We start from the raw sequence: 15,333 nt of genomic DNA, 5'->3' as shown, positions 1-15,333 counted from the left end.
GTCCGGCTCTTTTTTATGGTACAATAGATGGGAAAGATATTCTTATCGACTTGGGTGAATGTGATGGGGGACGAGCGGAGGCTGTTTACGCATCAGACAGACCAAATGCTGACCGTTCTGAACAGGCAGCGGCATGACTGGTTGAACCACGTTCAGGTTCTGCTCGGCTATTTGCATTTGAACCGTACTGAACAAGGAGAGGCCCATTTGAAGCGCATCGCACAGATGGCGATGCAGGAATCGATGGTTGCCCGATTGAAGAGCTCCTTGTTGTCCGTCTTCTTCTTGACATTTAATGCACTGAACAATGAATTGCTTTTAGAAGTAGACGTGTGCAATCATGTGGATCTCACGCGAGTAGTTTTGAACGAGCAAGACTTGTTTCAGTTGGTGTCAGAGATATTATGCACAGTGAACGATCATGTAGACCAGAGCGGGTACGAAGCAGCCAGCATGCAGGTAAGCTTGCAGATGGATGAGGGTGGCGTTCATTTTCGTTTTGACCTGGCCGGTGTACTTCGTGCATCCGGAATGGAAGAATTGGAAAAGCTGATACGTAAAAGCGAACAGAGTACGGTGGAGGTCACCGAGTGGATACATACGGAAGAAGAATGGGTCCTGAAATTGGTGGTCCCATTCGCGGAATGAAAGAGGTGACACCATGTTTGTCGATCAGGTAAAAGTATATGTAAAAGGCGGGGACGGTGGTAACGGAGCCGTTTCCTTTCGCCGGGAGAAGTACGTACCGCTGGGAGGTCCAGCAGGTGGAGATGGCGGTCTAGGTGGAGATGTCGTGTTTGTCGTGGATGAAGGTCTGCGCACACTGGTAGATTTCCGCTATCAACGACATTTCAAAGCACCTCGCGGAGAGCATGGGCGCAACAAATCTCAGCACGGAGCAGGCGCGGAAGATATGGTCGTGCGCGTGCCACCGGGAACAACTGTCATTGATGATGATACCAAAGAAGTGATTGTCGATCTCGTGGAGCAGGGACAACGTGCTGTGATTGCAAAAGGCGGACGTGGTGGACGAGGCAATATTCGTTTTGCCAACTCTTCGAATCCAGCCCCACACATCTCGGAGAACGGAGAGCCAGGTCAAGAGCGTTACATTGTCATGGAGCTCAAGCTGATTGCTGATGTGGGCTTGGTTGGCTATCCGAGTGTCGGAAAATCCACGTTGTTGTCCAGTGTAACTGCGGCGAAGCCAAAAATCGCTGCGTACCACTTTACAACACTGACACCGAATCTGGGTGTTGTGGACTTGGGCGAGCAGAGCTTCGTGCTGGCTGACTTGCCAGGATTGATTGAAGGGGCACACGAAGGTGTGGGTCTTGGTCACCAATTCCTGCGTCACGTAGAGCGTACGCGCTTGATCGTCCATGTGATTGACATGGCAGCGGTAGATGGACGCGATCCGTACGAGGATTATTTGCAGATCAACCGAGAGCTGACTATGTATAACCTGAAGTTCGAAGATCGTCCGCAAATTGTAGTCGCGAACAAAATGGAACTGCCAGAAGCAGAGGAAAACCTGCGGATTTTCAAGGAAAAGGCTCCAGATGTTAAGGTGTACGAGATTTCCGCTGCAACCCGTAAAGGCGTACAAGAATTGATGTATGCGATTGGGGATACCTTGGCGACGATTCCGGACAAGCCTGCTGTCGAGGAAGTTGCGGAAGTGGAAGAGCGCGTGGTCTTCCGAGCAGAAAAAGAACCAGAGGCATTCGAAATTACGCGTGATAGCGAAGTGTTTGTCGTCAGCGGCGAGGCAATTGAGAAGCTCGTACGCATGACCAATCTGAACAGCTATGATGCAGCCCAGCGTTTTGCAAGACAAATGCGCAGCATGGGTGTAGATGATGCTCTGCGTAAGCTTGGAGCAAAAGACGGGGATACCGTCCGGATCGGAAAATTAGAGTTTGACTTTGTGGAGTGACAAAAACCATGATTGATGTCCCATCACTGAATCCCTTTATGGGGGATAAACGACTCCAACGCGGTGCGATGCTACCGCTAATCATCTCCAAACAGGTGACGTCACCTGTCCAAGTTTTGGTCGAACATGTAAAGGGCAGTTATCTCGTAGCTTCCTATGAGATGAAGCTTGAAACGAAAGCAGAGCTCCTCGGATCAACTGTACGCATTCGTTGGGAAACGGATGCGGCAGTGAACACAATTGATTTGGAAGTGGTTTCGGAGCAAACGCTTTGGCCAATCAAGCTTTTAGGGATGATTCCGATTAGTGTAGGGGTAGAAATTACACCAAAGCGTAAGCAGGATCCTATCTCCCCAGATCTCGGTATTTCTGTCCCTTACAAGGTGATGGGAGCTAGACCGATCGAAGAAAAAGGCGAGGCAGTGTTGCTGAAATTTTCTCCTACCCGTCTTGTTTTGGGAACGGACGGTTATGTGTCGAAAGGCGATTTTCTCCACTTGTCTTTCAAGATACCGAAGCAAGCGCAGGAGATCGTCATGATGGCGAAAATCGTGGAAAAAACGTTTCAAGACAAACAATCGATCATTGAATTAATCTTTACAGATATCAATGAAAAGCACCATGAACTCATCAAAGATTACTATAAAAAGCTCTCAACTACCGCTTCTTCCTAAGGAAGCGGTTTTTTTCCTTTGATGTTCCTGTGAAGAAGGTATATAGTAGAGTACATAGAGTTCTAAATCGAGCCTGTTCACTTAATGGATTTGTTGTGTACGCTTTCATCTGAATAAATTCTTGTGAAATCATTCACTTTTAATTATTCGAATCCGTTGTCTGTTTAACTTTGTGAAAAATGTTACAAACGAGTTTATTACCGGATTTTCAGGGAGAATAGCGGCCGTTACTCGTATGAACAGGCATCGAGAATGAAAGGCCTCTATTCCAAAGCAAAGGAGGACGTTTTTTTTATGTCTCAAACAACTACGCAACAAGCTCAAGCTGCTGCTGAAGTAGCAAGCACTGCAACTCTGGCACCAGCGCAACAACAAGATGTACTTGATCAGTTGATGAAACCAGAAATCCAAGAGTCACTTAACGTATTGGTGGCGAACCTGCCTAAATTGGCGGAACTGACAACTCTTTTGACCAAAACATATGATTTGGTACAAACGGTAGCAAATGATCACGTATTGATCGACGACATCAAAGGCGGAATGGAAGAGTTCGTAAAACCGATCTCTGATAAAGCGAAAGGTATTGCGCAAGCAGCCATTGAAGCCAATGACCGTGTTCACGTAGAAGAGTCTACTATCGGTTTGTTCGGTATTCTCAAAATGCTCAAAGATCCGCAAGTACAAAAAACATTACGTTTCGCACAAGCATTCTTGGAAGTATCGGCAGAACGTCAACAACAAAAACGCTAGTTTTTTCATTATGGAATGTAAGACAAGGACGGAGGATTGGGCATGGCGAAGCATATTCTGATTCTAGGCGGCGGTTATGGCGGTTTGCTCAGCGCATTGACTGCACGTAAATACATGACGGCTGAAGAAGCGTCGATCACGGTGGTAAACCGTTTTCCTACTCACCAAATCATTACGGAACTGCACCGCTTGGCAGTAGGAAACCTGTCTGAACAAAACGTGGCGCTCCCTCTGGAAAGATTGCTGCGTGGCAAAGAGATTAATCTGGTAGTAGACGCGGTAGAAAATATTGGTCTCGATTCCCAACGCGTAACACTGGCGAGCGGCGAGTCCATCAAATACGATGCATTGGTGATTGCACTTGGTAGCGAAACAGCATTCTTCGGAATCCCAGGCCTCCAAGAGTACAGCTTCACATTGAAGTCTGTAGAGGAAGCAAATCGTCTGCGTGCACACCTCGAAGAGCGCGTGATTGAATACAAGACGAGCAAAAATAAAGCAGATGCTACCTTCGTTGTAGGTGGTGGCGGCCTGACAGGTATCGAGCTTGTTGGGGAATTCGCTGATATGCTGCCAAATCTGTGCCACAAACACGGTGTAGATTTTGCAGACGTCTCCATCTACTGCGTAGAAGCAGGTCCATCCATTTTGGCTGGTTTTGCTCCTGACCTGGTTGAGCGTGCGAAAACGAGCTTGGAAAAACGTGGCGTTCAGTTCCTGACAGGCGTACCTGTAACGGAAATGAAAGAAACCACAGTTTGCTTAAAAGATGGCGGTACCATTGAAACCAAAACAATGGTATGGACAGGTGGCGTCCAAGGAAATCGCGTGGTAGCAGAGTGCGGCGTGGAAGTAAATCGCGGGCGTGCAACTGTTACAGAATTCCTGCAATCCACTTCTCACCCTGATGTATTCCTCGCAGGTGACAGTGCGGTAGTAATGGGGCCAGAAGGTCGTCCATTCCCTCCAACTGCCCAATTGGCTTGGCAAATGGGTGAAGTAGTGGGTCACAATCTCTTCGCACACTTCAACGGCACCAAAATGGATACCTTCAAACCGGTATTCTCCGGTACACTGGGTAGCCTGGGCCGTAAAGACGCGATCGGAACGATTGGTGCAAGCCAACTGAAGTTGAAAGGCTTGCCTGCAACCTTGATGAAAGAAGCGAGTAACGTTCGGTACTTGACTCATATCAACGGTCTGTCCTCTTTGGCATACTAATCGAATCAGGAAAACCCGGGATCATGATGTCCCGGGTTTTTTGTGCTTGTTTATCCGTTACCGCTAGGATCTTCAATCACGTTTGGGGATTGTGCCATCTTTTTGCCTCGGGTGTCATTGCCAAACTGTTCGAGACTGCTTGGCTTACCAGCGGGGTGATTATTACGGCGCTCCGATTTATCTGACTTTCCACGTCCGGCCATTTGCCTTTCACCTCCTCCATGCGATACGCATTATTGTGCGCGAAGAAGCTCCCCCTCATGTAATCAAAGTAAACCAAATATGATCCGATGAAAAAAAGTGATGGATAAGGATTGTCACATTACGTGCTTTCCGTTATAATGTCCCCTATGAAGAAACAACTGTTTTTCTCAGGAGGACATAAGGCATGAAAAAGGAAGAAAAATTCTACTTGATTCGATCTGACATCCTGCCAGAATCGATTGCCAAAACGATTGAAGCCAAGAAGATGCTTGAATCCGGCGAAGTGGATACCGTGAATGAAGCGGTTGAACGAGTGGGATTGAGCCGCAGTGCTTTTTACAAATACAAAGATGGCATTTTTCCGTTCAATGCGATGATGAGCGAAAAAATTATGACGTTTACTTTCTCTTTGGATCACATGTCAGGTTACTTGTCCAAAGTGCTCACATATGTAGCAGATCAAGGTGGAAACGTATTGACCATCAATCAGACGATACCACTACAAGGGATTGCTACCATATCCATGTCAGTCGATATGGCTAATCTTCGCGTATCTAGCACGGAGTTTTTGGATAACTTGCAACAGATCCCAGGCGTTCGCAAAGCGATGATCGTCGGTAGAGGCTAAGCAAAAAAAATAATCAAAGAAAAGGCAGGGGAGAGAGACATGGAGAAGCAGAGCATTAAATTGGGATTAATGGGTTTTGGGACAGTCGGGACTGGTGTAGTACGCATTATTCAAGCGCATCAGGAGGATTTGCAAAAGCAAACCGGCCTCAGTATAGAGATTTCCCGCATTCTTGTTAAGGACGCGGAAAAATCTCGCAATATTCCATCCATGGAGAGCGCACTGACCACTGATCCAGCTAGTCTTTTGGATGATCCAGAAATTGAAGTCATCGTAGAAGTGATTGGCGGAATTCACCCTGCAAAGGAATACATTTTGGGTGCACTCGAACGAGGCAAGCACGTAGTAACAGCCAACAAAGATCTGATGGCTTTGCACGGCGCCGAAATTTTAGAGAAGGCGCAAGAAAAGGGCTGTGACGTTTTCTACGAGGCAAGCGTGGCAGGTGGAATACCGATTTTACGTGCGTTAGTAGAAGGGTTCTCCTCAGACCGTATCGCGAAAATGATGGGAATCGTCAACGGGACCACCAATTACATCATGACCAAAATGAGTCAGGAAGGCGCGGACTATAGCGAGGTATTGAAAGAAGCGCAAGCGCTGGGCTATGCGGAGCAAGACCCTACCTCCGATGTGGAAGGCTTTGATGCCGCCCGCAAAATGGCGATTCTGGCAACATTGGGCTTCCGTGTACCGATGAAACTCGAAGATGTGGACGTAAAAGGGATCAGCTCCGTGAGCAAGGAAGATATCGCCTATGGCAAGCAACTGGGCTATGAAATCAAGCTGCTCGGACTGGCTCGTCGTGACGAAGAGGCGATTGAGGTAAGTGTGCAGCCGACTCTGGTTCCGAAATCCCATCCACTCGCTTCCGTAAATGGCGTCTTTAATGCCGTGTACGTACATGGGGAAGCAGTAGGAGAAACCATGTTTTACGGGCCGGGCGCAGGTGAATTGCCGACTGCTACCGCCGTTGTGTCTGACCTGGTCACTGTCGTCAAAAACAGAAAGCTAGGAGTGAATGGACGCGGAATGGTTGCTCCATACAAAGAAAAAGTATTGAAAGAAGACAGCGAAAAATTCTCTAAATACTTCTTGCGCATCGTAGTTGCAGATAAACGCGGTGTTCTTGCTCAAATTACACAGCTTTTGGCTGACAAAAATATTTCCCTTGAGCAGGTCATCCAGCAGCCGTTTAACAATGGACGTGAAGCGGAGATTATCATGATTACACACATGTCTTCCAAAAGTGACATGGATGCGGTACTGGCTTACATGGAACAGATGGATATCGTATCAACTGTGCAGAGCTGCTACCGTGTAGAAGGAGGGGACAAATAATGGGTTCTGATCGACAGTCTGGCATCCTGGCACGTTACCGGGAATTTCTCCCGATTACCGAAAAAACTCCATTGATCAGTTTGCATGAAGGAAACACTCCTCTGATCCATGCCCCGAACCTATCCAAACAATTTGGGGTGGAGCTGTACGTCAAGTACGAGGGGCTCAATCCGACAGGCTCTTTCAAAGATAGAGGCATGGTCATGGCTGTAGCCAAAGCGGTAGAAGAGGGAAGCAACACGATCATGTGCGCTTCGACGGGGAATACATCAGCAGCAGCAGCGGCGTATGCGGCACGCTCAGGTTTGCGTTGCATCGTCCTGATCCCGAATGGCAATATCGCGCTGGGCAAGCTGGCACAGGCTATCGCCTATGGTGCAGAAGTCATCGCTATTGACGGTAATTTTGATGAAGCGCTGGATATCGTTCGCGAAATCACAGCGAAAGAGCCGATTACACTGGTGAATTCCGTGAACCCATACCGGATCGAAGGACAAAAGACCGGGGCATTTGAAGTGTGCGATGCGCTGTCAGACGCACCTGAAATTTTGGCGATTCCAGTTGGCAACGCAGGTAACATTACAGCATACTGGAAGGGCTTCGAGGAATATTTCGCAGCCAAAAAATCGAGTCGTTTGCCTAAGATGTACGGATTCCAAGCAGCGGGTGCAGCTCCGTTGGTTCATGGCGAACCAGTAGCCAACCCTGAAACGATTGCGACAGCTATTCGCATCGGCAACCCGGCGAGCAAGGATGGCGCTTTGAATGCCATTTCGAAATCAAGCGGTCTCGTCGATAGTGTGACGGACGAAGAAATATTGCACGCGTATCATTTGCTGGCCAAGAGTGAAGGGGTGTTTTGTGAGCCTGCCTCGGCAGCATCGCTGGCTGGTATTATCAAGCTACATGAGGCTGGAAGGCTTCAACCTGGCAGTCAGATCGTATGCGTACTGACTGGAAACGGACTGAAAGATCCGAATATCGCGTTGAAGCTGGTAGGTGAAGAGCCACGTTCTGTTCCGGCGACACATGAAGCTGTGATGGAGCTGGTTCGTCAAGGTGGGAGAGAATTTGTATCATGAATGGACGACGTGTAAAAGTAACTATACCGGCAACGACAGCGAATCTGGGACCGGGATTCGATGCGCTGGGAATGGCTTTCCAGTTGTATTCTGTCGTAGAAATGGAAATCAGTGAGCATACGACAGTGGAGATGGTAGGCGAGGAGCTGCAAGGAACACCGACGGACAAAAACAATCTTCTCTACAAAGTTGCGGCGGGTTTGTTTCAGGAAGCTGGTCTCGCCATTCCTGAGCTCGCGATCCGCGCTTCCAGTGACGCTCCCCTGACCAGGGGATTGGGGAGCAGTGCTGCAGCGATTGTAGGTGCACTCGTAGCAGCCAACCATCTCGCTGGCGAACCATTTACTCGTGAACAGTTGTTTGAAAAGGCAACACGCCTGGAAGGGCATCCGGATAATGCAGGAGCTTCGATGTTTGGCGGTATCATTGTTGCGACGATGCCTGAAGTACCTGGGGAACCCATTCCTTATGTACGGTTTTCTGCCCCTGCGGGATTGCAGACGCTCGTCGTGATCCCAGAATTCATGCTCTCGACAGAAAAAGCGCGGAACGTCTTGCCGCATGTGTACAGCAGAGAGGATGTTGTATATAATGTGGGTCATAGTAGTTTGCTGGTTGCTGCACTGGCACAAGGCAGACTAGACCTGATGGGGCGGGCAATGTCTGATCGGCTGCATCAGCCGTATCGAGCAAAGCTTGTACCTGGCCTGAACGAAATCCTGGACAAAGCGACTGAACACGGCGCACTGGGGGCTGCTTTGAGTGGTGCTGGACCGACGATCCTCTGCTTTTTCTCTTCGGATGAAGAATTAGAGAAGCTGCGTGCATTTGTGGACAGAGTGATGAAAGGGCACGACATCTCGTACCGCGTGATGATCTTGCAACCAGACGAAAATGGCGTACAGGTAGAAATCCATCAGAGATAGAGCATAGTGGATAGGAGTAGCCATGGAGAAGAAACTTGCTTTTCTAGGACCGCGTGGAACCTTCACCGAAGAAGCAGCGAGAATATTGTCGCTCGGACAAAAGCTATCTTTCGTTCCGTACCCAAGTATTATTGAAGTACTAGACGCTGTTTCCAAAAATGAAGTGGCATATGGTGTCGTACCGATGGAAAACTCCATTGAAGGAACAGTCAATTCCACATTGGATTGGCTCATTCACGAAGTAGATCTGCCCATTTTGGCAGAGCTTGCACTGCCCATTACGCAAAACTTGCTGGTGGCAAAAAGAGAGCACCCGTTGCCTTTGTCAGCGATTACGAGAGTGTTGTCACATCCTCAAGCGATTGCACAAAGCCATAACTTTTTGCGTGAGAATTTGCCAGGAGCAGCGATCGAAACGGTAAACAGTACGGCATTGGCTGCAAAAATGGTGAGTGAGCATCCAGAAGAGCCGTGGGCTGCTGTAGGTACTCGATTAAATGTAGAGATCTATCCACTGGAGTTTGCGCGTGAACAAATTCAAGATTATTCGAATAACTACACGCGCTTTGTTCTTGTCGGTCAGGAAAGTCTTGATCTGCCGGTATCTCGCAAGGAAAAGACGACAATACTGGTCACGCTGCCGGAAGATTTCCCAGGAGCCTTGTATCAAGTGCTGGCTGCTTTTGCTTGGAGAAAAGTCAACTTGTCTCGTATCGAATCACGTCCGACGAAAAAAGCACTCGGAAGCTATTTTTTTGTCATCGACATTGAGCAGAAGATGGACGACGTTTTGCTACCAGGAGCGTTTGCGGAGATTGAAGCCATTGGTTGTCAAGTTCGTCAGCTCGGGACGTATCCATTTTATATGCATCAGACCAATTCCTAGAGGGATTGGTTTTTTCTTTTTCTGCTCCCTCCCAACAAAGGAGTGGCGTCAAGGAGCAAAACGCCCATGACTGCATACGATGTTAGGGAGTTTGGTGCAAGGGAGGAGAAAAACATTGAGAATACACATCGTCCAAAAAGGCGATACGATGTGGAAGATCGCCAAAAGATATGGCGTCGATTACAAAGAACTGTTACGCCTTAATAGTCAATTAAAAACTCCCGATACAATTTATCCTGGAGCGAGAATCAAGATTCCGGCGAAACAAGTTCCCGTCCGACCACAGCAAAGAACGACGCCCCCCCATCGAATGAGTGAGGCGGCCCCTTACGTGAAAGAAAGACCGATTACGGAAGAGGAAGAGATGGAGGTACCGCAACAAATCGAGAGGCGGCCAATTGAGCCGGAAGAATCAGGAGAGGTGGAAATCGAGTCCAGAGAGGAGCCCCGTCCTATTCGACCGCCGGCTCCCATTCCTACGAGACCACCCAAGGAGATGCCAAGGCCGCCAGTCCCTACTATTTCACCAGAGGTAGTCAGGCCAACGGCACCACCAACATTACCGCCGCCACCACCGACACGGCCGATTCCAAAACCAACAGAGCCGATTAAAAAACCAATCGAAAAACCAATCGAAAAACCTGTAGAACCGATTGAGAAGCCAACACCGTATAAGCCGCCGAACATTTCCGGCAAGCCAAATGTGCTGCCTCCGATTCCGCCTGTTCCTATACGTCCACTCATACCGACTCCACCTCCAACCAGAGTGAGCCCGTATATTTATCCACCAGCGTTTCCACCGAATCAAAATGTGCCGAACATTCCATATAGACCGCCGACACAGGTCTTGCCATTACAGCCAACACGGCCGCCATCATATTGCCCACCTTGCCCGCAGCCAAATTATCCACCGCCACGGGTAAGTCCATTGCAACCGATGCAGCCAAACTATCCACCGCCACGGGTAAGTCCATTGCAACCGATGCAGCCAAACTATCCACCACAGGTAAGTCCGTTGCAACCGATGTACCCAAACTATCCACCACAGGTAAGTCCGTTGCAACCGATGCAGCCGAACTACCCACCGCCACGGGTAAGTCCGATGCAACCGATGCAGCCAAACTATCCGCCACCACGGGTAAGTCCGATGCAACCGATGCAGCCAAACTACCCACCGCCACGGGTGAGCCCGTTGCGACCGCTTAAGCCGCCTTCGAAGGTGAGTCCACAACAGCAGCTCAAGCCACCTTCTAAAGTGAGCCCACAACAGAAGCTGAAGCCATCGACGAAAGTAAGTCCAGAGCAAGAGCGCAGGCCATCACCACAGGTGCGTCCGATCCAGCCATTCCCACCACCGTTCCCGCCACCATGCCCGCCATTTCCGCCGTGCCCACCGTGCGGAAACCCGTGGATTCGCCCGTTTTTTCCAAATCGACCGATTGTGAGTCCAGAACACCTTCGACCAATCACGCCATTTCCGATCGGCCCTCCACCGGTCAGACCGATGCCGTTTCCTTATCCATGCCCACCACCATTTCCACCCATGCCATTAAAGCGGCACCGAGCGAAGAAGCCTGTGTGCCCGGAACCAGTGGAGTCATCTTCATGTGAGTGTTCTTCTGAAGTCCCGGAGTACAAAGGCCGAAAAGGCAAGTACAATCGTTCTCCACAGGAGATTCACAATAACAAGATGTTTCCGCCTTCCCCGTGTATGGCTTCCATGCCTGAACAAGGGGTTTGGCCGAACTGGGGAGATGGGCATGAAGAATCCTCTTCTTACTAAAGAGGGTATGGGATGAACAAAGAAATCTTATCCATCATTGAAAAGGCTTTTCGCTGTCAAATCTACGGGGTGAAGCCGAAGCGAAACGTCAACCTGTTAAAAACAGACCGGGGCCACTGGATACTCAAGGGATATAAGCAGGTCGAAAAAGCTGTGTGGGTGACTGAGTTAGCGGATGCACTACATGAGAAGGGCTTTCATCATACCGTGCAATATGTGGGGAATCATGAAGGGTCCAAAATTTTTGCATTTGAAGACCGTCATTACACCATCATGAAAATGATTGATGGGCAGGAAGCAGATAACGCTTCTCTTTTCGATGTCAAAAAAACAGCAGAAGCATTGGCACGTTTTCATGTTGCAGCTCAGGGCTTTCCTATTGCCCATTCGTATGTGTATGAAGGAAAAACGGCTCTTTTAGATAAATGGGAGAGCCGCTTGGAATACTTTGAGCGGTTGATGTGGTCGATCGAACATAAAGGACCCCAGAGCAAACTGGAGCAACTCATTTCCCAACAGGCAGATCACGTCCTTCAAGATGGCAAGGAGCTGCTGCAATCTGCCTACAAGTTGCCTTTGACACCAGAAATGTTTTTAGCGATGGAGAGGGGGACACTCGCACACAGAGACGTGGCGAGTCATAACTTCTTGCTTACGGAGCGAGGCAGTTGCTATTTGATTGACCTTGATACAGTAGGCCATGATCTTCAGCTTGTTGACCTCGTACAATTGATGTCGCGGATGCTATTGATGCAAGAGTACCGTATGGATTCCTTTGTGGAAGCGATGGAAGCCTATAGTAACGTCAACTATTTATCGGATACACAGATTTGGGCTGTTCATCAATTGCTTCGCTATCCAGATAATTTTTTGCGGGAGGTAACGGGCTTGTATAGCCATCGCCCAGGCTACCACATGCGGGGCGTCATGCAGCTGCTCCAAATGGAAGGCAAAGTGATGGCGAATCGCCAACGCTTTTTAAACGACGGAGAACGAATTTTCCAGCGCTCTCCATGGGGTCATTACCATTTTGTCGGATAAAACAAAACATCCCTCTCGAAAGAGGGATGTTTGTGTTGGTGACAAACTTACTTGGAAGCAGGCTTGGACAAATCAATAGAGAATTTCGCGAAGCCAGTTTCCAACACATTAATAAACTTGATGTGGGACATTTTTTCAGCGAATGGTTTCGCTTCAGGAGAAGAAGTGAATGTAACGTTCAGCTTCGCATCTACTGGAGCAAAAGACCAGTTGTTGTCTGCTGCTGGGTCGATATTTTTTTGGTTCAGGATGTAGTCGATTACGATTTGACGGTTTTCATCTGGAGAATCGATTACGATGTTTTTGCCATCCAGACCTGGGAACGCACCGCCTCCGCTTGCACGGTAGTTGTTGGTTACAACGATGAATTTGTCTTCAGGTTTTACTGGTTTGCCATCGTAAGACAGATTTTTGATGCGGTTTGCATCTTTGTTTGCTACTTTTCCATCTACAGCGTATTTGGACGGTTGGGTTACATCGATTTGATAAGTAACACCGTCGATTACGTCAAAGTTGTAAGTTGGGAAAGTCTCGTTGACAAGCGCTTGCTCTTCGGTTTTCTTCACATCGATTTGGTTGAACTGTCCAGCGGAGCGCTCCAACCATTCTTTCACCGTTGCTCCATCGACCAGAACAGCTTTCAATGTGTTCGGGTAGATGTACAGGTCAGATACGTTTTTGATGGCGATCGTACCAGCTGGGATATTGGAGTAGTAGCTTACACCGTTACGGCCTCCTGCTTTAAATGGTGCACCAGCAGACAGAACTGGAATGCCTTCGTATTCTGTACCCTTCACGTTTTTCTCAACGAACCATTTTTGTGCATTGGTTACGATTTGGATAGATGGATCATCTTGCACGAGTGCAAAGTAGCTGTAGATCGGGGAAGATGTTTTCCCAACAGCAGAACGAACCCATTCCACTGTTTTATCGTGATCTTCTTTCACTGCATCTACGATTGCTTTGTCTGCATCAGCCAAGGATGCTTTGTTTGCTTTGTCGTAGATCGGAACTACTTTAGTAGCGGACTCAGCCACTTTCCATTTTCCGTTTTCTTGTTTCAGCGTCAGGTCGATTACGCCGAGGTGGTTACCCCAGAAGCCAGGCATCACTGCTGGTTTGCCGTTGATTGTTCCTTTTTCTGCATCAACGCCTGGAATTTTGTCGAATCCAGGACCAGGGAATACGGAGTGGGAGTGTCCAAACAGGATCGCATCGATACCATCTACTTTGCTCAGCTGGTAGCTAGCGTTTTCCAATTGGGCACCACCCTCAACAGGGCCGATTCCGGAGTGAGGAACCGCGATGATGATGTCCGCACCTTTTTTCTTCATTTCAGGTACGAATTTGTTTGCGGTTTCCACGAGGTCCTTCGCAATTACTTTTCCTTCCAGGTGAGCCTTGTCCCACTGCATGATTTGTGGCGGAACAAAACCGATTACGCCCACTTTGAGTTTTACATCTTTACCGTTCTCATCTTTAAATGTGCGCTCCAAGATTTCGTAAGGAGTGTACTTGTTTTTGTCGTTGTCAGGGTTTTTGTCCTTGTCGTCTACATAGACGTTGGAGTTTATGTAAGGGAATTTCGCACCTTTCAAGCTGGTGTCCAAGAACTCCAAACCAAAGTTGAACTCGTGGTTACCGATATTGGCAACATCGTAGTCCATCAGGTTCATTGCTTTGTAAGCAGGGTGAGTCTCGCCAGCTTTCAACGGATCAATTTTTGCTACGTAGTCGCCCAATGGGTTTCCTTGCAACAAGTCACCGTTGTCGATCAGGATGCTGTTTTTCACTTCTTCTCTTGCTTTTTTAACCAATGTAGCTGTTTTTGCAAGGCCGAACTCGTCTGTGTTTTTGTCTTGATAGTAGTCATAGTTAACGATGTTAGTGTGGATATCTGTCGTTTCCAACAGGCGGAGCTTGAGGACAGAATCTGTTTGCGCGCTTACAGGAGTAAGAGGAAAAGAGAGTGCGCCAACAACCAAAGAAGTGCTGAGGAGGAAAGCAGTCAGCATTTTTTTGTTCGTTTTTTTCATGTTTGAAATGACCTCCATAAGTTTACAATAATGCCAAGCAAAATTAGTTTATCACTAGATTCGGACGCTGGATAGATAGCTTGATGAAATAGTATATTAATTTTTTGTATTGACAAAAATAAAAAAATAAAAGGTCAATCCCCCAATGGTCGCGTATGTCCCTCTTCTCTTGTGGAAATAATAGGAAGAAAAGACTATAGAGAAGGGGTTCAGTGTGACTGAGAAGAAAAAGTGGATGGTATACGCTACCTGGGGTGCTGCATTAGCCACGGGAGTCGTAGTCGGCATTCTGTTAGTAGGAAAGGACGGAAATGATTCGCTTCTTGCTCGCTTACTGACCCATGCAGGCAAAGCGGACGTAGTCGCGGGTACGTCGTACGAGTTGGTTTTAGCTCGCCATTATTTGTGTGGAGTGCGAGAGGAAGAACAGGTGTCAGTTCGTACCAATCAACTGGCAGACATCATGGGCAATTACAATGGTTGGGAAATTGTCCGTGCAGAACCTATCAAGATGACCCTGATGAAGCGAGAGCAGGATATAGCGCCAGCGTGCAAAGAAAATGGACATATCGGAATAGCGGCGGACGGCATGCTTGCCCTGTTTCATGGCCTGCCTGCTGAACAAGATGTCGTGCAAACCTTTTATCGAATTGATACGGCGAAAATGGAAGCGAGTCTGCCAAAAGAGGAATGGGAGAATCTGAAACGAGGGATTCGCATTCGGAATTTGGCAGAGTATAACAGTGTAGTGTCCACCTATGGCGAATTCCAATGGAGTGGACGATGAAATCTGGTGGACCGAAAAACAATCCCTTTCGAGCC

General features: G+C 48.2%; 15 protein-coding genes. 13 read left to right on the top strand and 2 right to left on the bottom strand.

Annotated elements, in window-relative coordinates; genetic code table 11:
* The first annotated feature begins 63 nt into the window (after positions 1 to 63).
* The 5 genes from C7R93_RS13815 to C7R93_RS13795 all read left to right on the top strand — a co-directional run bounded on the left by C7R93_RS13815 (position 64) and on the right by C7R93_RS13795 (position 4,584).
* On the top strand, positions 64 to 648 hold the full coding sequence (locus C7R93_RS13815) for a Spo0B C-terminal domain-containing protein (protein WP_106839353.1): 585 nt from the start codon (positions 64 to 66) through the stop codon (positions 646 to 648).
* A gap of 13 nt (positions 649 to 661) precedes the next feature.
* Positions 662 to 1,939, top strand: a complete 1,278-nt coding sequence (gene obgE, locus C7R93_RS13810) for a GTPase ObgE (protein ID WP_106839352.1) — start codon at positions 662 to 664, stop codon at positions 1,937 to 1,939.
* 8 nt (positions 1,940 to 1,947) lie between these two features.
* Entirely contained in the window at positions 1,948 to 2,613 is a 666-nt protein-coding gene (locus C7R93_RS13805; protein WP_106839351.1) for a PilZ domain-containing protein, read from the top strand.
* A gap of 294 nt (positions 2,614 to 2,907) precedes the next feature.
* Positions 2,908 to 3,363 carry a helical membrane plugin domain-containing protein gene (locus tag C7R93_RS13800; protein WP_007728644.1) on the top strand — a complete coding sequence of 152 codons (456 nt, stop codon included), beginning with the start codon at positions 2,908 to 2,910 and terminating at the stop codon, positions 3,361 to 3,363.
* Positions 3,364 to 3,405: 42 nt separating this feature from the next.
* A complete protein-coding gene (locus C7R93_RS13795) occupies positions 3,406 to 4,584 on the top strand; it encodes an NAD(P)/FAD-dependent oxidoreductase (protein ID WP_106839350.1) in 1,179 nt (392 codons plus the stop codon).
* Positions 4,585 to 4,634: 50 nt separating this feature from the next.
* Here C7R93_RS13795 and C7R93_RS30325 read toward each other — a convergent pair whose 3' ends face one another.
* Positions 4,635 to 4,787 (bottom strand): hypothetical protein, encoded by a 153-nt coding sequence (locus C7R93_RS30325; protein WP_167402472.1) that lies wholly within the window; start codon positions 4,785 to 4,787, stop codon positions 4,635 to 4,637.
* A 185-nt stretch (positions 4,788 to 4,972) separates the two neighbouring features.
* Here C7R93_RS30325 and C7R93_RS13790 point away from each other — a divergent pair, with 185 nt between their 5' ends.
* The 7 genes from C7R93_RS13790 (at position 4,973) to C7R93_RS13760 (ending at position 12,475) form a co-directional block, all read left to right on the top strand.
* Entirely contained in the window at positions 4,973 to 5,416 is a 444-nt protein-coding gene (locus tag C7R93_RS13790; RefSeq protein ID WP_106839349.1) for an ACT domain-containing protein, read from the top strand.
* Between the two features lie 39 nt (positions 5,417 to 5,455).
* Positions 5,456 to 6,757 (top strand): homoserine dehydrogenase, encoded by a 1,302-nt coding sequence (locus C7R93_RS13785; RefSeq protein ID WP_106839348.1) that lies wholly within the window; start codon positions 5,456 to 5,458, stop codon positions 6,755 to 6,757.
* Positions 6,757 to 7,839 carry a threonine synthase gene (gene thrC / locus C7R93_RS13780; RefSeq protein ID WP_106839347.1) on the top strand — a complete coding sequence of 361 codons (1,083 nt, stop codon included), beginning with the start codon at positions 6,757 to 6,759 and terminating at the stop codon, positions 7,837 to 7,839. The genes C7R93_RS13785 and thrC overlap by 1 nt, the downstream gene beginning before the upstream one ends.
* Positions 7,836 to 8,765, top strand: a complete 930-nt coding sequence (thrB, locus tag C7R93_RS13775) for a homoserine kinase (RefSeq protein ID WP_106839346.1) — start codon at positions 7,836 to 7,838, stop codon at positions 8,763 to 8,765. Before thrC ends, thrB begins: the two co-directional genes overlap by 4 nt.
* Positions 8,766 to 8,787: 22 nt before the next feature.
* Positions 8,788 to 9,651 carry a prephenate dehydratase gene (gene pheA, locus C7R93_RS13770; protein WP_106839345.1) on the top strand — a complete coding sequence of 288 codons (864 nt, stop codon included), beginning with the start codon at positions 8,788 to 8,790 and terminating at the stop codon, positions 9,649 to 9,651.
* 115 nt (positions 9,652 to 9,766) lie between these two features.
* Positions 9,767 to 11,434, top strand: coding sequence for a LysM peptidoglycan-binding domain-containing protein (locus C7R93_RS13765; RefSeq protein WP_106839344.1), 1,668 nt, complete (start codon positions 9,767 to 9,769; stop codon positions 11,432 to 11,434).
* Positions 11,435 to 11,446: 12 nt separating this feature from the next.
* Positions 11,447 to 12,475 carry a phosphotransferase gene (locus C7R93_RS13760; RefSeq protein ID WP_106839343.1) on the top strand — a complete coding sequence of 343 codons (1,029 nt, stop codon included), beginning with the start codon at positions 11,447 to 11,449 and terminating at the stop codon, positions 12,473 to 12,475.
* 47 nt (positions 12,476 to 12,522) lie between these two features.
* On the opposite strand, the gene C7R93_RS13755 is transcribed toward C7R93_RS13760, so the two are convergent.
* Positions 12,523 to 14,511, bottom strand: coding sequence for a bifunctional 2',3'-cyclic-nucleotide 2'-phosphodiesterase/3'-nucleotidase (locus C7R93_RS13755; RefSeq protein ID WP_106839342.1), 1,989 nt, complete (start codon positions 14,509 to 14,511; stop codon positions 12,523 to 12,525).
* A gap of 214 nt (positions 14,512 to 14,725) precedes the next feature.
* On the opposite strand from C7R93_RS13755, the gene C7R93_RS13750 reads away from it, so the two are divergent.
* On the top strand, positions 14,726 to 15,298 hold the full coding sequence (locus tag C7R93_RS13750; protein ID WP_106839341.1) for a BofC C-terminal domain-containing protein: 573 nt from the start codon (positions 14,726 to 14,728) through the stop codon (positions 15,296 to 15,298).
* Positions 15,299 to 15,333 lie beyond the last annotated feature (35 nt).

It is taken from the genome of Brevibacillus fortis (assembly GCF_003013395.1).
GTDB lineage: Bacteria > Bacillota > Bacilli > Brevibacillales > Brevibacillaceae > Brevibacillus > Brevibacillus fortis.
Note: the sequence above shows the minus strand (reverse complement) of the source record. Positions and strands in the feature narration are given on the sequence as shown.

Bases quoted from the DNA above. Each gene is read 5' to 3' on its own strand.
- pheA (WP_106839345.1), top strand. From the start codon at position 8,788: ATGGAGAAGAAACTTGCTTTTCTAGGACCGCGTGGAACCTTCACCGAA.
- C7R93_RS13755 (WP_106839342.1), bottom strand. From the start codon at position 14,511: ATGAAAAAAACGAACAAAAAAATGCTGACTGCTTTCCTCCTCAGCACT.
- thrB (WP_106839346.1), top strand. From the start codon at position 7,836: ATGAATGGACGACGTGTAAAAGTAACTATACCGGCAACGACAGCGAAT.
- C7R93_RS13785 (WP_106839348.1), top strand. From the start codon at position 5,456: ATGGAGAAGCAGAGCATTAAATTGGGATTAATGGGTTTTGGGACAGTC.
- C7R93_RS13805 (WP_106839351.1), top strand. From the start codon at position 1,948: ATGATTGATGTCCCATCACTGAATCCCTTTATGGGGGATAAACGACTC.
- C7R93_RS30325 (WP_167402472.1), bottom strand. From the start codon at position 4,787: ATGGCCGGACGTGGAAAGTCAGATAAATCGGAGCGCCGTAATAATCAC.
- C7R93_RS13760 (WP_106839343.1), top strand. From the start codon at position 11,447: ATGAACAAAGAAATCTTATCCATCATTGAAAAGGCTTTTCGCTGTCAA.
- C7R93_RS13800 (WP_007728644.1), top strand. From the start codon at position 2,908: ATGTCTCAAACAACTACGCAACAAGCTCAAGCTGCTGCTGAAGTAGCA.
- C7R93_RS13815 (WP_106839353.1), top strand. From the start codon at position 64: ATGGGGGACGAGCGGAGGCTGTTTACGCATCAGACAGACCAAATGCTG.
- C7R93_RS13790 (WP_106839349.1), top strand. From the start codon at position 4,973: ATGAAAAAGGAAGAAAAATTCTACTTGATTCGATCTGACATCCTGCCA.
- thrC (WP_106839347.1), top strand. From the start codon at position 6,757: ATGGGTTCTGATCGACAGTCTGGCATCCTGGCACGTTACCGGGAATTT.
- C7R93_RS13795 (WP_106839350.1), top strand. From the start codon at position 3,406: ATGGCGAAGCATATTCTGATTCTAGGCGGCGGTTATGGCGGTTTGCTC.
- obgE (WP_106839352.1), top strand. From the start codon at position 662: ATGTTTGTCGATCAGGTAAAAGTATATGTAAAAGGCGGGGACGGTGGT.